We start from the raw sequence: 17,043 nt of genomic DNA on the forward strand, positions 1-17,043 counted from the left end.
ATAGCTTTTTGAATAGTATTTGTTTTGTATGTAAATAAAAATATAATTGCTTTTAGTATATTTTGCTTGAGGCACAAATAAATAAATGATGAATAAAAAAACAAAAGCCTTTTTATATAATTTTTTATCTTTTGCAGTTTTCTTTTTTTCAACACGTTATTTAGTAACTCAGTATGCAAATTTGAGTGGTTGGTGGATTCCTATGACAGCTTTTGTTGTTAGTACGATCTTGGCACCTAAATTTCAATCTGTTGTGACGCGAGATGGCGAAAAGATTTTTATGAAATGGATTTTTATTAAAGGGGTTAAAATTATAGAATAATAAAAAATAAACCCCGTTTTAAGCTTTTGCTCTAAAAAACGGGGTTCATTTAAAAGTAAAGAGGTTTTTAAACCTTGATTTTATTAATACTTCGTGTTAAGACTTGTCTACTACAGGTTTTTCTTTTCTGTTAGCTAAATCCCATATAATAGCAAAAGCAAGCTTGGTGCGTTTCGTTAAAATATCGTATTCAATCTTCTCAGGATCATCGCTAGGTTTGTGGTAATCCTCATGAGTACCATTAAATAAAAAGACAGAAGGAATATTGTGTTTAGCAAAATTATAATGGTCTGAACGATAATAAAAACGATTCGGATCATTCTTGTCGTTATATTTATAGTCTAATTTTAGATTTACAAAGTTAGAATTAGCCTCTTCAACAATATTATATAGATCCGACGATAAATAGTCTGATCCTATTATGTAAACATAATTGTTGGAGTCCTTATGAAGATCATCTCTACGACCTATCATATCAATATTAACATTGGCAATAGTATTTTTTAAAGGATAGAGAGGATTTTCAGAATAAAAACGAGATCCATGTAAGCCGTGTTCCTCACCTGTTACATGTAAAAATAAAATAGAACGTTTAGGGCCATGACCTTCATTTTTTGCTTGTTGAAAAGCCTCTGCCATTTCTAACAAAGATACAGTGCCCGAGCCATCGTCATCAGCTCCATTGTAAATTTCGCCATTTTTCATTCCTATATGATCGTAATGAGCCGAAACAATAACGATTTCATCTGGTTTTTCTGTTCCTTTTATAAATACCCAAATGTTTTCAGAATCACCTAAACGTGGACTAAAAGTTTTTTGAAAATAAGATGAAGGAATAGGTTGGTAATACGATGTTGCTTGGTCAGGAAAAAGAATGTTGTTTTTTTTATGTTCTGAAATAATATATTTTCCAGCTTTTTTTTGTCCTTCTTCTCCAGTATTTCTGCCTTGCATTTCGTCAGAAGCAATTGTATAGAGATGACTTTTAAGTTCTTTTTCTGTTATAGTATTTAGATAGGTTAAAACGTTTTTTTTATGAGTATTATCTGATTTGGTTGTATCTTTTTGACTAGAGCAACTTAATGATACTATAGAAAGAAGTCCTAATAAGATCGTTTTTTTATTCATGATTTAATATTTGATAAACGAATATAGGTAAATATGAGTTGTTGAACAAGAATTAGTATTTTTAATTAAAATGATACATGATTAAAAAGGCAATTTTTTATAAAGATTGTTGTGTGAAAAGAAATATCCGAAAGAAAAAAAAGTTTTTCGTTTGTTCGGATATTTTATTTGTATAAAAGAAATTCAGTCTAAAAAATGAGATTGACTATAAAACCGCCATTTTTCAATACATTGAACCATGTCTTGAGGTAATTCAGTATCAAAACGCATGAATTCTTTGGTAACAGGATGTTCAAAGCCTAACGTTTTGGCATGCAGTGCTTGACGAGGTAGAATCTTAAAACAATTGTCTACAAATTGTTTGTATTTTGAAAAAGTAGTTCCTTTTAAAATAAGATGACCGCCGTATCGTTCATCATTAAATAATGTATGTCCTATATGTTTCATGTGAACACGTATTTGATGAGTACGTCCTGTTTCTAATTTACAAGATACAACAGTCACATAACTTAACCTTTCTAATACTTTGTAATGAGTTACAGCGTGTTTTCCTATAGAAGAATCACTATAAACAGCCATTTGCATTCGATCGGTAGAATGACGAGCAATATTGCCTTCTATAGTTCCATGATCATTTTCTATATTTCCCCAGACAATAGCTATGTACTCTCTTTCGGTAGTTTTTTCTTCAAATTGTTTAGCTAAATGAGCCATGGCTTGTTCTGTTTTAGCAACGACTAATAATCCTGAAGTATCTTTATCTATTCTATGTACTAAACCCGGTCGATTACTGGAGTTCATAGGTAAATTTTCAAAATGAAAAGCTAATGCGTTAGCTAAAGTTCCAGTGTAATTTCCGTGACCAGGATGAACAACTAATCCTACAGGCTTGTTAAGAACAATAAGAGCGTCGTCTTCGTATATTATATCCAGAGGAATATTTTCAGGAATAATTTTATTTTCAAATGGAGGATGTGATAATACAACTTTTATTTCATCAAATGGTTTAATTTTATAGCTCGATTTTACAGCGATACCATTTGCTAAAATAAAACCTTTTTCAGCAGCCTGTTGTATCTTATTACGTGTAGTATTTTCTATATTAGTCATTAGATATTTGTCCACACGTATTGAACCTTGTCCTTTTGGGATGTCAAACTTATAATGTTCATATAAATCATCTTCCCATTCCTCTTCCTTTTCTAAAAAAGTAATAGCCATATTTTATTTTGTAATAGTAGAATCTACAGGTTGATCTTCGAGATCGGTATCTTCTTCCTCAAAACCAATTTTCCCATCGCCTAGTACAAGATTAATACGAGTCATTTTTAAAACTTGTTGACCTGGTCTTATTGGCTTACCATTGATATTCATTTCTAATACCATATCCTTAGCAAGATTAGGAACATAAGTCGTATCACCTACAGACAATCCTAACGCATTAAGAGTAGGAACGGCTTGACGATATGTCTTCTGGATTAAGTCAGGAAGTCGTACTTTTGCATATTCTTCCGCATTAATTTTTACATAAATTACGCGATTTTGTTTTACCTTACTTCCTGGTTTTGGATCCTGTTGAACAATAGAAAGCTTAGGAAAAGCGGGATTATAATCAGTAGTATCTAATAACTCATAGTCTAAATCTAGTTCGTCTAATTTTTCTTCCGCCTCTTCCAAAGTTAATTTGCTTAAGTTAGGAACTGTGATTTCTTGACCATGATTAGTAGTAAAACTAATCCATTGCATGAAAATAAATAAAGAAGCAGACACTATTAAAAATGCAAAAAATAGTTGCTTAAAAAAAGTAAAACTCAGGATAAAACGTTTCCAGTTCATATAAAAATGCTAATTTTCAAAAGGTTATTATTGGTATGCTATTTTTTTTAGAAGAAAACCAATAAATGCAAAGATATAAAAATAGTAAAGCGAAATCATTTGAAAAAAAATGATATTTTTGTTAAAAGAGATTTTGAATAAAAGAGATTTTGAATAAAAGAGATTTCAAAAATTTTAGAATGATATATAAAGATAAATAGATAAAGTATGAAAGTTGCTGTGGTAATGGGAGGCTATTCAGATGAAAGCGTGATTTCTTTGCGTAGTGGTCAGTTAATATTGAATAATTTAGATAAAAATAAATACCAAGTGTATGAAGTACATATTCTTAAAGAGGGATGGTATGTTTTAAAAAACGATCAAAAGCATACAGTTGATAAATCAGACTTTTCATTTACATTAGAAGGAGAAAAAATAAAGTTTGATGTAGTAGTTAATACAATTCATGGAACCCCAGGTGAAGATGGACATCTTCAAGCTTACTGGGAATTATTAGAAATTCCTTATACAGGATGTAATTTTTATCAATCAGCTCTAACCTTTAATAAACGAGATACACTATCTGTATTAGCTAAGTTTGATATTCCTAAAGCGAAATCTATTTACTTAACAAAAGGGATGAAAGTAGATAAACAAGCAATAGCAGACGAATTAGGATTACCATTTTTTGTTAAACCCAATCAATCAGGAAGCAGTTTAGGAGTGTCAAAAGTAACTGATCTGGCACAATTTGATAAAGCGTTAGAATTTGCATTTGCTGAGGATAGCGATATATTAATAGAGTCATTTCTTAAAGGAACTGAAATTTCAGTAGGAGTATTTCATTACAAAGGTGAAACAAAAGTTTTAGGAATAACAGAAATTATTTCACAAACAGATTTTTTTGATTACGAAGCTAAATATCTTGGTAAATCAGAAGAAATTACACCTGCAAAACTAACCGATGAGGTACGTGTAAAAGTAGAACAAACAGCAAAAAAAGTATATGAAGCTTTAGGGATGAGTGGTTTTTCAAGGACAGATTTTATTATCATGAATGAAATACCACATTTTATCGAAATGAATACAAATCCAGGTTTGTCACCACAAAGTATTTTTCCACAGCAAGCTCAATACGCAGAACTAGATTTTGGAGAAATGTTAGATAACGAAATTCAATTAGCATTTCGAAGAAAATTAATTTGGAGAAAATAATGAGAAAAGCAGTTTTTCCTGGATCTTTCGATCCAATCACATTAGGTCATATTGATATTATAGAAAGAAGTCTTCCTTTATTTGATGAAATAGTAATAGCTATAGGAATTAATGCTGATAAGAAATATATGTTTTCATTAGAAGAACGCATTCGTTTTATTGAGGAAACATTTAAATACGAAGATAAAATTACAGTTGTATCTTATGAAGGGTTGACAATTGATCTGTGTAAACGTTTAGAAGCCGATTTTATTCTAAGAGGACTTCGGAATCCAGCTGATTTTGAATTTGAAAAAGCCATTGCACATACGAATAGATTATTGTCAAAAATAGACACGGTATTCCTTTTAACAGCATCCGATACATCATTTATTTCTTCCAGTATAGTACGTGATGTGATACGTAATGGAGGAGATTATACAGGATTAGTTCCAGAAGCAGTAAGAGTTGATAAAACCAAATAAAAAAACGAGTTGTAGAGAATAAATTAATTTTTTTATTTCTCTACAACTTAGTTTACCTACTGGCTTGAAATATAGTATGTCGTAAACTTCAATTGCGAACTTGAAATAATAAAAAGAGAAGGAACATTAAAAAATAAATCCAAATAGAAATAATTACGGCCATTAAACTAGATCCAAAACCGAAGGAAGAAAATGGTACGCCAGACAGAAGACATCGAGTAACTCCGCCAAACAAACCAAACATTCTGACTTAAACCCAGATTACGCATTAGACTTCGTTGTGAAACAAAATTTTTCAATAAATTCAAGTGCTCACAGAAAATTTTAGAAGAAGAAATAGTGAACTATTTTGATGATTAAAATTTGAGTACCTGCTTGAATTTGAAGAAAAATAAAGTGGAATAGATTTACTTCGTCTATTCGCTACGCTCGGGTCTAATGCGTAATTCTATCTAACTTAATTTAAGGAATTGATAAAGAAGTAGTTTCGATTCCGTATTTTTTAATCATTTTTTTAATTTGTATCGTTTTTTTATTCTTCATTTCTTGAATATATTCGTCTGTATTTATTGGTATATAATGTTGTTTTTTGACTATCATATTCCAAATTATAACTGCTATTTTTCTTGCTGTTGCTGTAATTGCAGCACCTCTTCCTTTTTTAAAAGAAATCCTTTTAAAGAACATAACGAGGTAACCTTCTTTTTTTCTTTCAATTGTATTTGCCGCATTTCTTAATGTCAATGCAAATTTATTTTTCCCTTTTGGAGTTCTGCTACTCAAAACCTTACCTCCACTAATTTTATTATTTGGAGCTAACCTGAGCCAATTCACAAATTGCTTGGAGGTCTTGAATTTATATATATCGGTGCCTATTTCGGCTAAAAAACTAGTAACGGTTCCTGAGCAAACTGATTCTATAGCAAAGAGATCTACTCCAAAAAGTTTTAAACTATATTTCTGTACATCAAATTTGGGTTGGTTTTTCCCTTTATTCTGTTTCTTTACCAATTCGATATCTTCTGATAAAACAATTTCTCTGGTTTGATTTTTCAGCACTTGATCAATACGAGTATCGGTGTTTTTTATTTTATCTTGAATAAGTCTGTAAATATCATAACAATCGGAAAGCTCATGTAGGTATTCATTGTTTATTTTACCTTGTAAAGCGTCGGCTATTTCTTCTTTGCTTTTTTTAACTCGTTTGTCGCAATATTCAGCTAATTTTTCACCTGAAGTTTCACCTGATAGTATCATCTCAATTACTCTTATTCCAGAAACTCCTGTGATGTCACTTATCACAACGTCGAGTCTGAAGTTCATTAAACGTAATGCTTTTTGCATTTTGTTTACAAAGCCTGAACTTTGTTCAATCAAACTAGAACGATGTCTATGAAGTGTTCTTATCTGCAAAGTGCTTTCAGAGGGCAAAAAAGAACCTCGTAATAACCCTAAAGAATGAAGTTTCTGTATCCATTGTGCATCTTTCACATCTGTCTTTGCTTTGAGGTTTTTTGTTTGAGTCCCTTGAACCAAAAGAACTTCAAAACCATTTCCCTGCAAGATCATAAACAAAGATTGCCAATAACTCCCTGTGGACTCCAAAGCAACACTACGAATCTTGTTCTCTTGAAGATAAGCTACCAAAGCGCATAATCCTGATTGATAAACATTAAATTCTCTAATTTGATTTTCATCCTGTCCTATGGCTACAAAATGAGAACGTGACCCAACATCAATTCCTGCAGCATTGGGATTTATAATTTGCATTTTTTCGAAACTTTTCATAAAATATTTTTTTATTAAAATGCGAGGAAATGTAATATCTTTGCTTAAATTATTCTATACGAGATAACATGGTGTTTCATCATTGATTGTCTCAAAGGGCTTCCAAATGGAAGCCTTTTTACATTTCAGCCAAAATCTGGGAGGGGATAATTTCACCATTTTATACATAGGCTTCGCTCGCAAGTGCAAGTTAGCTCTCATTTGTCAAAGAACAATACTTTCTTGAAATCTGGGTTAAAATCACACATATATAAACAAAAGGATTAATTGCTTATAGTATACTAAGTTGTTTTTGTTTTTTTTTTTACAAAATTTATAAAAGTAACATAAATGATTTATCTTCCTAAAGAAAATCGTATTTCTCCAATGTTTCTTACAGGAACAACTCGGATACTTAAACAAAGTAGAATAGATTTGCTTTAATTCACTTTGTACGAGTTTAATGCGGAATTTGGTTTGAAAATAGCAATAAAATCCATTGTAAAAAGATCAAAACGTAGAAATGTTTTTTAAACCTTAAAATCAAATTGGAAGAAGTGTAAGATTATTCTTGATAAAAATAATTTCAAGCCTGTCAACCTATATTTTTAGGATGAAAAATAAAGTATTTGTTTAAATCAATAAAAAAAATAAACTAATTCCGTAAATTTATTCTTTCAGAATTAATTAAATAAAATGAAAAAGGTACTGTTGATTTCATTATTTTTCATCATCTCTTGTTCTAAAAAAACGATTGACGAAGTTCTTCCCCAAAAAGGAGTCGTAACGGAAAGCGTTTATGCTTCTGGAATAATAAAAGCGGATAAGCAATATATTGTTTTTAGTACAGTAGCAGGTGTTCTACAACGGATTAAAGTAAAAGTAGGGGATCCTATTTTAAAAGAACAATCACTATTTCAGATAGAAAATGAGAAAGCCAATCTAGCAACAGAAAACGCCCGATTATCTTATGAGATTTCAAAAGAAAGTAGCCAATATATTCAAGATAAAATAGCAGAATCCGAACTACGTGTTCAAAGTGCTAAAGATAAATTGATCTTGGATGAATCCCTTTATAAACGTAGTAAAAATGTTAAGGTATATAACGCTATTTCTGAAGTTGATTTCGAAAAAATAGAGGTAAGTTATAAAAATGCTAAATTAACTTATGAAACAGCTATAAAGCAGTTATCCCAGTTAAAAAGTCAGTTACATAATGAACAGACTAGGAACAATATAAATTTAAAAATTAACCAAAAAATACAGAGTGATTTTACTGTTAAAAGCGCTTTTTCAGGAACCTTATTTGACATTTTAGTGAAAGAAGGGACTGTTATAAATCCACAAACCCCTCTCGCTATTATTGGTAAAAAAGATAGTTATATATTAGAATTAGATGTAGATGAAAATGATATGGTTCGTGTGCAAATAGGTCAAAATATTTTGATTACAATGGATAGTTATAAAGGAGACGTTTTTAAAGCTATTGTTTATAAAATTTATCCTATTATGGATGTGCGCTCACGAACATTCAAAATAGAAGCCCATTTTGTAAAACCACCACAAAAATTGTATCCTAACTTAACCGCAGAAGCGAATATTATTATCAAGACACGTGAAAATATATTGACTATACCAAGAAATTATTTGATAGATGGTGAGTATGTTTTAGTTAATCATAATGAAAAAAGAAAAATAAAAACAGGTTTAATGGATTACCAAAAAGTAGAAGTAATAAGCGGATTAAAAGCAAATGAAACCATTTATTTACCTAAGTAATGAATTTTAAACTAATTTTTTCTATTGCATTGCATTTAATGCGTTCTAGGCTGAAACAAACTATCATTGCGGGAGCAGGTGTCATGTTTGGCATTGCTATGTTTATTACTTTAGTCAGTTTCATGTATGGTATGAATGATCTGTTAGATGGTCTGATAATTCATCGTACACCACACGTTCGTTTATATAATGAAATAAAACCATCAAAAAATCAACCTGTTACGATTTCTCAAACATATAAAAAACATATTAATTTCATCAGATCAATAAAACCTAAAGATAGAGGAAGATCTATTTATAATGCCCAATCAATTATTCAAAGTTTAAAACAAGATATTCGGGTATATGATGTAGCAGCAAAGATTAATACCCCCGTTTTTTTTAATTCAGGAACAATAGAAATTTCTGGAGTTGTTAATGGTATTGATGTTCTGAAAGAACAAAAATTATTTGCTCTCAATGATTATATGATAGAAGGGAAAATAGAAGATTTACAGCAAAATAATAGTATTATTATAGGAAAAGGTTTATCCGATAAAATGCTTTTAAAAAAAGGAGATATTATTAAAATTACTACACCAAAAGGCAATTTAACCTCCATGAAAATTGTAGGAATCATTCAAATAGGTATTGCAGATATAGATGATATAACGAGTTATACTTCTTTGTCAATGGCTCAAAAAATTTTAGGAGTCCCCAAAAATTTTATAACCGATATCCAGATAAAAATTTATGATATTTTACAAGCACCCAAATTAACTAAAGAATATAGAATAAGATATACAACAGATGCTATTGATTACCAAACCAGCAATTCACAATTTGAAACAGGTACAACTATTCGAAGTATTATATCTTACGCAGTAGGAGTTGTTCTTTTAATTGTTGCAGGTTTTGGAATATATAACATACTAAATATGATGATCTTTGAAAAAATGGATAGTATAGCCATTCTAAAAGCTACTGGTTTTTCGGGAAATGATGTAAAATGGATTTTTATATTATTGTCTATGGTTATTGGAATTACAGGAGGTATTTTGGGATTGCTTTTAGGATTTATTTTTTCCAACATTATAGATCTAATTCCATTTAATACAGCTGCTCTACCTACCATTAAAACATTTCCAATTAATTATAATCCCATCTTTTATATTATAGGAATTACATTTGCCTTAATAACCACTTTTATAGCAGGGTTATTTCCAGCACTAAAAGCCAGTAAAATCGATCCAGTAGAAATTATTAGAGGAAAATGATGAACAATATTGTATTAGAGACTAAAAATCTAACAAAATATTTTAATGACCCTGTGCGTATGCAGGTTCTTAAAGAAATTAATTTACAAATAGAATACGGTCAATTCGTTTCTATAGTTGGAAAATCAGGTTGCGGAAAATCAACTTTGTTATATTTACTTTCTACTATGGATACAGATTATGAAGGGCAAATTTCTATGGATGAACAACTTATTACTGGTAAAACAGATAAAGAATTAGCGCAAATACGTAATGAAAAAATAGGATTTGTATTTCAGTTTCATTATTTACTTAATGAATTTAATGTGTTACGAAATGTAATGCTTCCAGGACTCAAGTTAGCTAAACTATCAGAAGAGGAAATTGAATATAACGCAATAGAATATTTGCGTACATTAGATATGCACGAACAAGCATTAAAAATGCCCAATCAATTAAGTGGGGGACAAAAACAGCGTGTAGCAATTGCCAGAGCACTCATTAATAAACCTGTTATTATTATGGGAGATGAACCAACAGGAAATCTAGATAAAAAAAATAGCGATATTGTTTTTGATATCTTTAATCAATTAACAAAAGAATTTAACCAAACCTTGCTAATTGTAACTCATGATCCTGATTTTGCTAACCGTACACACCGTATTATAACCATGGAAGATGGTAAGGTTAAGATTTAACATTCGTTATACAAGGTTCTATTTTTATCTTTAAGTGCTTTTCTGCGATAAATTTGCCCCAATTTGAAATTTCATTCAATAAGGGAATTAAAGTTTTTCCTAATGCTGTAAGCTCATATTCTACTTTCAAAGGAGGCTTAGTAGAAAAAACACTTCTAGTTATCAAACCATCTTCTTCTAACTCTTTTAGTTGTAAGCTCAAAGTTCTTTCCGTTACCATAGGTATTTCTTTTCGTAGTTCACTATATCTTTTTTTATCAAAAAGATGAATCAAAATAACAGCCTTCCATTTACCCCCTATAAATTTCATAGTTAAACTCGTGTTACATGGAAATTCTTTATTGTTTATTTTATACATTTTACTATCCTTTTTGACCGTTATTGCAAATGTAAAAAACTATAAATATGTTTGCAACTATAAAAAGTATAGTTTTATTTAAAAAAAATAATATGAGTTTTCTACAATTAGCAAAAGAACGCTACACTACAAAGAAATACAATCCTAATGGAAAAATTTCATTAGAAACAATTGAAGAATTAAAGGCAATATTAAATTTATCGCCATCTTCCATTAATAGTCAACCTTGGCATTTTACTTTTGTGTCAAATACTGAGACAAAAAAACTCTTAGCAGAAGCTTCCTATTTTAATGCGTCAAGAGTTTTAGATTCGAGTCATACAGTAGTGTTTAGTGTGATTGATAGCGTTCAAAAGTTTGAACAAAAGTTTGAAGGAGAAATAGAAAATAATCTGCCAGAAGGAGCAGTAGGATATTATAAACAATATTTAAAACCACTACCAGAAGAAGAGATAAAAGCTTGGATGACAAATCAAGTATACTTATCATTAGGGTATTTTTTATCAGCTTGTGCGAGTTTAGAAATAGATTCCACTCCTATGGAAGGAATAGAAAAAGAAACGTATAAGAAAATACTAGGATTAGAAGATTATCAGCCTTTATTTGCTGTTGCAATAGGAAAAAGAGATCAAGAAGATGTAAATCAACCCCATATAAAGTCAAAATTTCGTTTAAATCTAAATGAAGTAGTAACAGAAATAAAATAAAATAAAATCTATTTGTTTTCTATATACATATTTACCTCCTTGTCTTTTGTAGTTTACATTCAGTATGGAGGAGTTAGGAGGTAAGTATGCTTTTTATTCAGTTCGATAAAAGAAAGAACTACTTAATGATGATTCCATATTGATCTAATAGCCCTTTGATATTTTCTTGAGAAAAAATAGCTTTTTTTAATTGATTCTTCTCCGGGTTAATCGAGAAATTATGACTAGAATAAAAATCAGATTTTGTAAGATTGGTATTTGAAAAAACAGCCAATCTAAGATTACAGTTGTCAAATAAAGCCTCTGTTAGGTCGCTTTCCATAAAATCTACTGAAACCATACTGCAATTGGTAAATTGAATTTTTTTAAGTTTTAGTTTGTAAAATTGAGCATAATCTAAAAGACAATTTGTGAAATGAAATTCATAAATAATCTGATCAGTCATAGCAAAATTTACATTTGTAAAATTACTATCCATAAATAATACATTTCGTAAACCTACATGACCAATTTTAGCCTCTTTGAAATTACAATTTCTGAAATTGCAATCCATAAAAGTGGTTCCTGTAAAAAAAGCCTGTGTAAAATCACAATCGATAAATGTACAATTATCAAATTCTTTATGAGTCAGTTCGTATGAGCTGTACGTAATCTGATTAAAACTTTTGTCGTATATAAACTCGTGCATGTTTTTTTGTGCAAAGTAAAGAAATCTAGTTTGTTTTAGAATAAAAATAAACTGTATTGTTTGTAGATTATTGTTTTAATAAATAACGGGTCTTTAACCCCGATTTCAGAAAGTATTATTCTTTGAAAAATGAGAGCTAACTTGAACTTGCGAGCGAAGCCTATCTATAAAATGGTGAATTTATCCCCTCCCAAATTTTGGCTTAAATGTAAGAAGGCTTCCATTTGAAAGCCCTTTGACACAATCAATGATGAAACACCATGTTGTCTCGTATAGAATAATTTTAGCAAAGATATTACATTTCCTCAATAAATTTATAAAGTATTTAGATTAAATAAAAAAGAGGGTGTTCTAAAAGTCGAAGCTAGTTTTTTAGAATCGCTTAAACCCAGATTCCGCATTAGACTTCGTTGTAAAACAAAATTTTTCAATAAATTCAAGAGCTCACGGAAAATTTTATAAGAAGAAATTCAAGAATATATTAACTATTACAATAACGAAAGAATCAAGTCTAATCTAAACAAAATGAGCCCGATAAAATATCGAACTCATTATTATCAAAATTAAGTTTAAATTTGTCTAAACTTTTGGGTGCAGTGTATTTTTTTAGGACAGCCTCTTTTTATGTTTGATTTTTAAAGAGTTGTTAACTTCTACGGCCTCTACGATCCGATGAAGAAGAATCTGAACGACGAGATCGTCTTTCGTTTTTAGGGGCTCTGTCATCAGAAGAATTTCTTCTATCGGATGATCTTTTACCTCCATCGCGTCTATCACCTCTAGGAGCGCCTTCTCCACGTCTTTCTCCGCGTTCTCCTCCTTCTCGTTTTCCGCCTCTACCACCATGATCACGACGTTTATTGTTAGAAGATCCATCGTTTTTAGATATTTCTACATTTATACGACGTCCTTCTAAAGTAATACCGTTTAAATTATTCATAACTAATTCTACGTGTTCAGCATCGGTATTAAAGAAAGAAAAGCCTTCTTTTACATCTACTTTAAATACGTCATCACGACCTAATTCTAGTTTTTCTTTTAAGAAATCTTTTAATTCCATCCATTCAAAACCATCACGAGCTCCAATGTTAATGAAGTAACGAACAGCGCCTTCTGTAGGAATAGTTGTTGTTTTATTACCAGAAGATTCTTGATGTAAATCACGCGATTTTTTATAGTAAGATAAGAAACGATTGAATTCAACCGATACCATTTTTTTAATTAATTCTTCTTTGGTTAAATCTTGAAGAACATCATAAATAGCAGGTAAGTAATTGTCAATTTCATGATCTACTTCTACGTCTTTTATTTTGTTAGCTAAGTGATATAGTTGAATTTCACAAATTTCAATTCCACTAGGAATAGGTCTTTCTTCAAATTTAGTTTTGATGATTCGCTCAATTTGATGAATTTTTCGTAGTTCACTTTTTGTGATAATAACCATTGAAGTACCTGATTTTCCAGCACGACCAGTACGACCTGAACGGTGAGTATAGGTTTCAATTTCATCAGGTAATTGATAATTAATAACATGTGTTACATCATCTACGTCTATACCACGTGCTGCAACGTCAGTAGCTACTAACATTTGAATCTGACGACCACGAAATGCTTTCATAACAGCATCACGTTGAGCTTGTGATAAATCACCATGTAAGGCAGCAGCATTATAACCATCTTCAATTAATTTTTCTGCAATTGCCTGTGTATCCCTTTTTGTTCTACAAAAAATAACAGAAAAAATATCAGGATTAGTATCAGCCAAACGCTTTAAAGCAGCATAACGATCGCGTGCATTAACTAAATAAAACTCATGTGAAACGTTTGTAGAACCTTGGTTTTTGTGACCTACTGTAATTTCTTGTGGAGTGTGCATGAATTGTTTTGCAATTCTTGCTACTTCAGCAGGCATTGTAGCCGAAAACAACCAAGTATTTTTGTCATCAGGAGTATCAGATAAAATAGAGCAGATATCATCGTAGAATCCCATATTAAGCATTTCATCTGCTTCATCTAATACACAGATTGAGATGTTTTTAATATTAACCATTCCACGGTTAATCATATCCTGCATACGTCCTGGAGTAGCTACAATAACTTGAGCACCTCTTTTTACTTCTCTAGCCTGTTCATTAATGCTTGCACCACCATATACCGCTACGGTATTTAAATTCTTGATGTACTTAGAATAAAGTTTGATTTCATTCGTAATTTGCAAACATAATTCACGAGTAGGAGATAATATTAACGCTTGAGTTGTTCGGTCTTCTGCGTTGATTTTTTGAATAAGAGGAAAGCCAAATGCGGCTGTTTTTCCAGTACCAGTTTGCGCCAGTGCAACAATGTCGGTATCTTGCTCTAATAATAGAGGAATCGCTTTTTCTTGTACTTCAGAGGGATTTTCAAATCCTAGATCTTTAATCGCCAGCACTAGCGATTCATTAAGACCTAATTGTTCAAATTTATTCATTACTTATTTTTAAATTGGGCGCAAAGGTAATGAAAAGTTATAAGTTAATCCTGTAAAATAGATTTTTTTTTAAATATCTTCAAAAAAATAAGAGTTTGGTTATTAAAATTTTAAATAAAATTTAAAAAAGAAGCTGTCTAAAAGTGTAAACTCAATGTTTAGCTCATGGTTTCAATTAAAGGGAGAAGTTATATTATCGTCGTTATAGTTTTTTTCCTTACTTGAAGTCATAAAATTGAGACCTTTTTAGACAGCTTATTTGTTATTATTCTTTGTTTGAAGAATTATAATTTTACCATGTTCTGTGCTAATGTTTCAATAAATTTAGTGATAGGGGCTTTAATCATCATAGCCATCATAGCATTAAATTCTCCTTCAAATATTAATTGAATATCAGTAGATTCAGTTGCTGTTTCATTAATGTTGGCAGTTAATGTAAATGGTAATTTACTAGAAGCTGCTCCTAAAACAATTTTTGATGTAGGTACGGATTCTTTTTTAACTAATTTAATTTCAGGCATACCTTTTAAGCCAAATTCAAAGCAATTTTCATCAATTACTTCAAATTTAGCTGTGTTTTCAGGCATTAATTTCTCAAAATTTTTAACATCAGACAGTTCGTTAAATATATATTCTGAAGATTTTGCCACTGTTACTTTTGGGCTCTCTAAATTCATAATTGTTCTTTTAAATATTATACTTCAATATTCCATTCAGATGGGTTTTTTCGCCAATCTGTAAGTAATTCATGTTCTTTTTCTGTTATGTAATTTTTAATTACGGCTAATTCTAAAAGATTTTCATAATTGCTTAATGTAAATAGATCTACATTCGCATTCTTAAAATTTTCTTCAGCAACTGGAAAACCATAAGTAAAAACGGCAGCCATACCTTTTATATTAGCACCTTCATTGCGTAAAGCTTCAACTGCTAGTAAGCTACTGTTTCCTGTACTAATTAAGTCTTCCACAACGACTACATTTTGACCTTTCTGTAAAAAACCTTCCACTTGATTTTTGCGACCGTGTTTTTTGGGTTCTGGACGTACATACACAAAAGGCAATCCTAATTCTTGTGCTACCAATATACCTATACCAATAGCTCCTGTTGCTACTCCCGCAATTACATCGGGCTTACCAAATTGTTTTTCAATATTTTTTGCAAATTCATCTTTTACATAATTTCGTATTGCCGGAAACGAAAGTAATATCCTGTTATCACAGTAGATGGGCGATTTCCAACCAGAAGCCCATGTAAAAGGATTTTTAGAATTCAATTTAATTGCATTTATTTGTAAAAGCAATTCGGCAGTTTTACTCGCTGTATCTTTATTAAAAATCATACTGCAAATGTATAAAGTTTTTGTGAACGACAAACCACTTTTCCTGACAAATCAATTTGTTAAGGAAACTGATTTCAAGTTTTTTTTACTTGAAAGTATTGATATAGAACAGCTTATTGTAAGCTATTTTCAAAACAAAATTCAAAAGGCTTATTTGTATCATCCTGATGAAAAAGAAATATTGAATACTCTGAAATCTAAAATTAAAGTAAACTTTGCGGGAGGCGGGTTAGTTTATAATAGTAAAAGAGAGGTTCTTTTTATTTATCGAGGAGGAAAATGGGACTTGCCTAAAGGAGGAATTGATAAAGGAGAACAAATTGAAGAAACAGCTATTCGTGAAGTTGAAGAAGAAACGGGTGTTACAAATCTCAAGATTATTCAAAAACTTCAAAAAACCTATCACATTTTTAGAAGAAATGGTAAATATCGATTGAAAATTACACAATGGTATGAAATGCAAACGGATTATGATGGTTCGTTAGTAGGACAATTAGATGAAGGAATTGAAAAAGTAGCTTGGCTTAATCCAATTCAAATAGAGGAAGCGTTAACGAATTCATACGAAAACATCAAGCTTCTTTTTGAAAAAGAAAATGCAAGAATAAAATATTAAAAAAAGACAAAAAGATCTACTAAAAAAGAAGTAGATCTTTTTTGTTTTAATCCAGATATCATATTCATTCTTTAATCTCTGATAAATATAGATTAACTGATAGTCTTTTACGATGAAAATAAAAAAGAGTGAAGAAGCTACAAATTCGCCGAATTTTTTCTGAGATAAGCATATATAAAAACAGGTAAAGTATGACATGTTACTTAGGAAGATGATAAAAAAATCTTATTGTAAGTACCATATAATATGATTTACTTCTATTAATTCATTTCGATTTTTCCTTTGGTTGAAATAAAATTGTAATCTTTTACTACAACCTTTAATTATTAAATAATTTGTTTGTCTATTTCAGGATAGAGAGAAATTTATAGTACTGCCATTAAATGAATTATTTGATTATTCTGTTAATATATGAAATGAGTAACTAAATAGATTTTTT

17 protein-coding genes and 1 pseudogene are annotated in these 17,043 nt (G+C 30.4%); 9 read left to right on the plus strand and 9 right to left on the minus strand.

Annotated elements, in window-relative coordinates:
• Nucleotides 1-88: 88 nt before the first annotated feature.
• On the plus strand, nt 89-322 hold the full coding sequence (locus NAB20_RS09630; RefSeq protein WP_088393244.1) for a hypothetical protein: 234 nt from the start codon (nt 89-91) through the stop codon (nt 320-322).
• A 96-nt stretch (nt 323-418) separates the two neighbouring features.
• Here the strand turns inward: NAB20_RS09630 and NAB20_RS09635 are convergent, their stop codons facing one another.
• The 3 genes from NAB20_RS09635 to NAB20_RS09645 all read right to left on the minus strand — a co-directional run bounded on the left by NAB20_RS09635 (nt 419) and on the right by NAB20_RS09645 (nt 3,286).
• Nucleotides 419-1,450 (minus strand): M28 family metallopeptidase, encoded by a 1,032-nt coding sequence (locus NAB20_RS09635; RefSeq protein WP_375605052.1) that lies wholly within the window; start codon nt 1,448-1,450, stop codon nt 419-421.
• Nucleotides 1,451-1,633: 183 nt separating this feature from the next.
• Nucleotides 1,634-2,671, minus strand: coding sequence for an RluA family pseudouridine synthase (locus NAB20_RS09640; protein WP_088393236.1), 1,038 nt, complete (start codon nt 2,669-2,671; stop codon nt 1,634-1,636).
• A 3-nt stretch (nt 2,672-2,674) separates the two neighbouring features.
• Nucleotides 2,675-3,286 carry a PASTA domain-containing protein gene (locus NAB20_RS09645; RefSeq protein ID WP_088393238.1) on the minus strand — a complete coding sequence of 204 codons (612 nt, stop codon included), beginning with the start codon at nt 3,284-3,286 and terminating at the stop codon, nt 2,675-2,677.
• Between the two features lie 207 nt (nt 3,287-3,493).
• Between NAB20_RS09645 and NAB20_RS09650 the strand changes: the two genes are divergently transcribed.
• Both NAB20_RS09650 and coaD read left to right on the plus strand, forming a co-directional pair.
• Nucleotides 3,494-4,480, plus strand: a complete 987-nt coding sequence (locus NAB20_RS09650) for a D-alanine--D-alanine ligase (RefSeq protein WP_088393240.1) — start codon at nt 3,494-3,496, stop codon at nt 4,478-4,480.
• The gene (gene coaD / locus NAB20_RS09655; protein WP_105196652.1) at nt 4,480-4,944 is read left to right on the plus strand and encodes a pantetheine-phosphate adenylyltransferase; all 465 of its coding nucleotides are present in this window, start codon (nt 4,480-4,482) and stop codon (nt 4,942-4,944) included. The genes NAB20_RS09650 and coaD overlap by 1 nt, the downstream gene beginning before the upstream one ends.
• Before the next feature lie 462 nt (nt 4,945-5,406).
• On the opposite strand, the gene NAB20_RS09660 is transcribed toward coaD, so the two are convergent.
• The gene (locus NAB20_RS09660) at nt 5,407-6,732 is read right to left on the minus strand and encodes an IS110 family transposase (protein ID WP_375605053.1); all 1,326 of its coding nucleotides are present in this window, start codon (nt 6,730-6,732) and stop codon (nt 5,407-5,409) included.
• Between the two features lie 675 nt (nt 6,733-7,407).
• Here NAB20_RS09660 and NAB20_RS09665 point away from each other — a divergent pair.
• Genes NAB20_RS09665 through NAB20_RS09675 form a run of 3 tightly spaced genes read left to right on the plus strand, consistent with a single transcriptional unit; the run spans nt 7,408 to nt 10,423 of the window.
• Nucleotides 7,408-8,490, plus strand: a complete 1,083-nt coding sequence (locus NAB20_RS09665; protein WP_105196283.1) for an efflux RND transporter periplasmic adaptor subunit — start codon at nt 7,408-7,410, stop codon at nt 8,488-8,490.
• Nucleotides 8,490-9,746 carry an FtsX-like permease family protein gene (locus NAB20_RS09670; RefSeq protein WP_235878126.1) on the plus strand — a complete coding sequence of 419 codons (1,257 nt, stop codon included), beginning with the start codon at nt 8,490-8,492 and terminating at the stop codon, nt 9,744-9,746. Before NAB20_RS09665 ends, NAB20_RS09670 begins: the two co-directional genes overlap by 1 nt.
• Nucleotides 9,743-10,423 carry an ABC transporter ATP-binding protein gene (locus tag NAB20_RS09675; protein WP_205728013.1) on the plus strand — a complete coding sequence of 227 codons (681 nt, stop codon included), beginning with the start codon at nt 9,743-9,745 and terminating at the stop codon, nt 10,421-10,423. Before NAB20_RS09670 ends, NAB20_RS09675 begins: the two co-directional genes overlap by 4 nt.
• On the opposite strand, the gene NAB20_RS09680 is transcribed toward NAB20_RS09675, so the two are convergent.
• Nucleotides 10,413-10,781 (minus strand): helix-turn-helix domain-containing protein, encoded by a 369-nt coding sequence (locus NAB20_RS09680; protein ID WP_105196280.1) that lies wholly within the window; start codon nt 10,779-10,781, stop codon nt 10,413-10,415. The genes NAB20_RS09675 and NAB20_RS09680 overlap by 11 nt on opposite strands.
• Nucleotides 10,782-10,873: 92 nt before the next feature.
• Here NAB20_RS09680 and NAB20_RS09685 point away from each other — a divergent pair, with 92 nt between their 5' ends.
• Complete coding sequence (locus NAB20_RS09685; RefSeq protein ID WP_164849083.1) at nt 10,874-11,488, plus strand: nitroreductase family protein; 615 nt, start codon at nt 10,874-10,876, stop codon at nt 11,486-11,488.
• A gap of 118 nt (nt 11,489-11,606) precedes the next feature.
• Here the strand turns inward: NAB20_RS09685 and NAB20_RS09690 are convergent, their stop codons facing one another.
• Nucleotides 11,607-12,176: a pentapeptide repeat-containing protein gene (locus NAB20_RS09690; protein ID WP_127823185.1), complete on the minus strand. Its 570-nt coding sequence runs from the start codon at nt 12,174-12,176 to the stop codon at nt 11,607-11,609.
• 465 nt (nt 12,177-12,641) lie between these two features.
• Here NAB20_RS09690 and NAB20_RS09695 point away from each other — a divergent pair.
• Nucleotides 12,642-12,743, plus strand: a pseudogene (locus NAB20_RS09695) (IS3 family transposase); the annotation flags it as partial.
• A gap of 79 nt (nt 12,744-12,822) precedes the next feature.
• Here NAB20_RS09695 and NAB20_RS09700 read toward each other — a convergent pair.
• From NAB20_RS09700 to pyrE, 3 genes are all read right to left on the minus strand, one after another.
• Nucleotides 12,823-14,646, minus strand: coding sequence for a DEAD/DEAH box helicase (locus NAB20_RS09700; protein WP_088394137.1), 1,824 nt, complete (start codon nt 14,644-14,646; stop codon nt 12,823-12,825).
• A 284-nt stretch (nt 14,647-14,930) separates the two neighbouring features.
• Nucleotides 14,931-15,323, minus strand: a complete 393-nt coding sequence (locus NAB20_RS09705) for an orotate phosphoribosyltransferase (RefSeq protein WP_105196278.1) — start codon at nt 15,321-15,323, stop codon at nt 14,931-14,933.
• Nucleotides 15,324-15,340: 17 nt separating this feature from the next.
• The gene (pyrE, locus tag NAB20_RS09710; RefSeq protein WP_105196277.1) at nt 15,341-15,988 is read right to left on the minus strand and encodes an orotate phosphoribosyltransferase; all 648 of its coding nucleotides are present in this window, start codon (nt 15,986-15,988) and stop codon (nt 15,341-15,343) included.
• A 7-nt stretch (nt 15,989-15,995) separates the two neighbouring features.
• Between pyrE and NAB20_RS09715 the strand changes: the two genes are divergently transcribed.
• Nucleotides 15,996-16,604: an NUDIX hydrolase gene (locus tag NAB20_RS09715; RefSeq protein ID WP_088394143.1), complete on the plus strand. Its 609-nt coding sequence runs from the start codon at nt 15,996-15,998 to the stop codon at nt 16,602-16,604.
• The last annotated feature ends 439 nt before the right edge of the window (nt 16,605-17,043 follow it).

It is taken from the genome of Flavobacterium davisii (assembly GCF_042182265.1).
GTDB lineage: Bacteria > Bacteroidota > Bacteroidia > Flavobacteriales > Flavobacteriaceae > Flavobacterium > Flavobacterium davisii.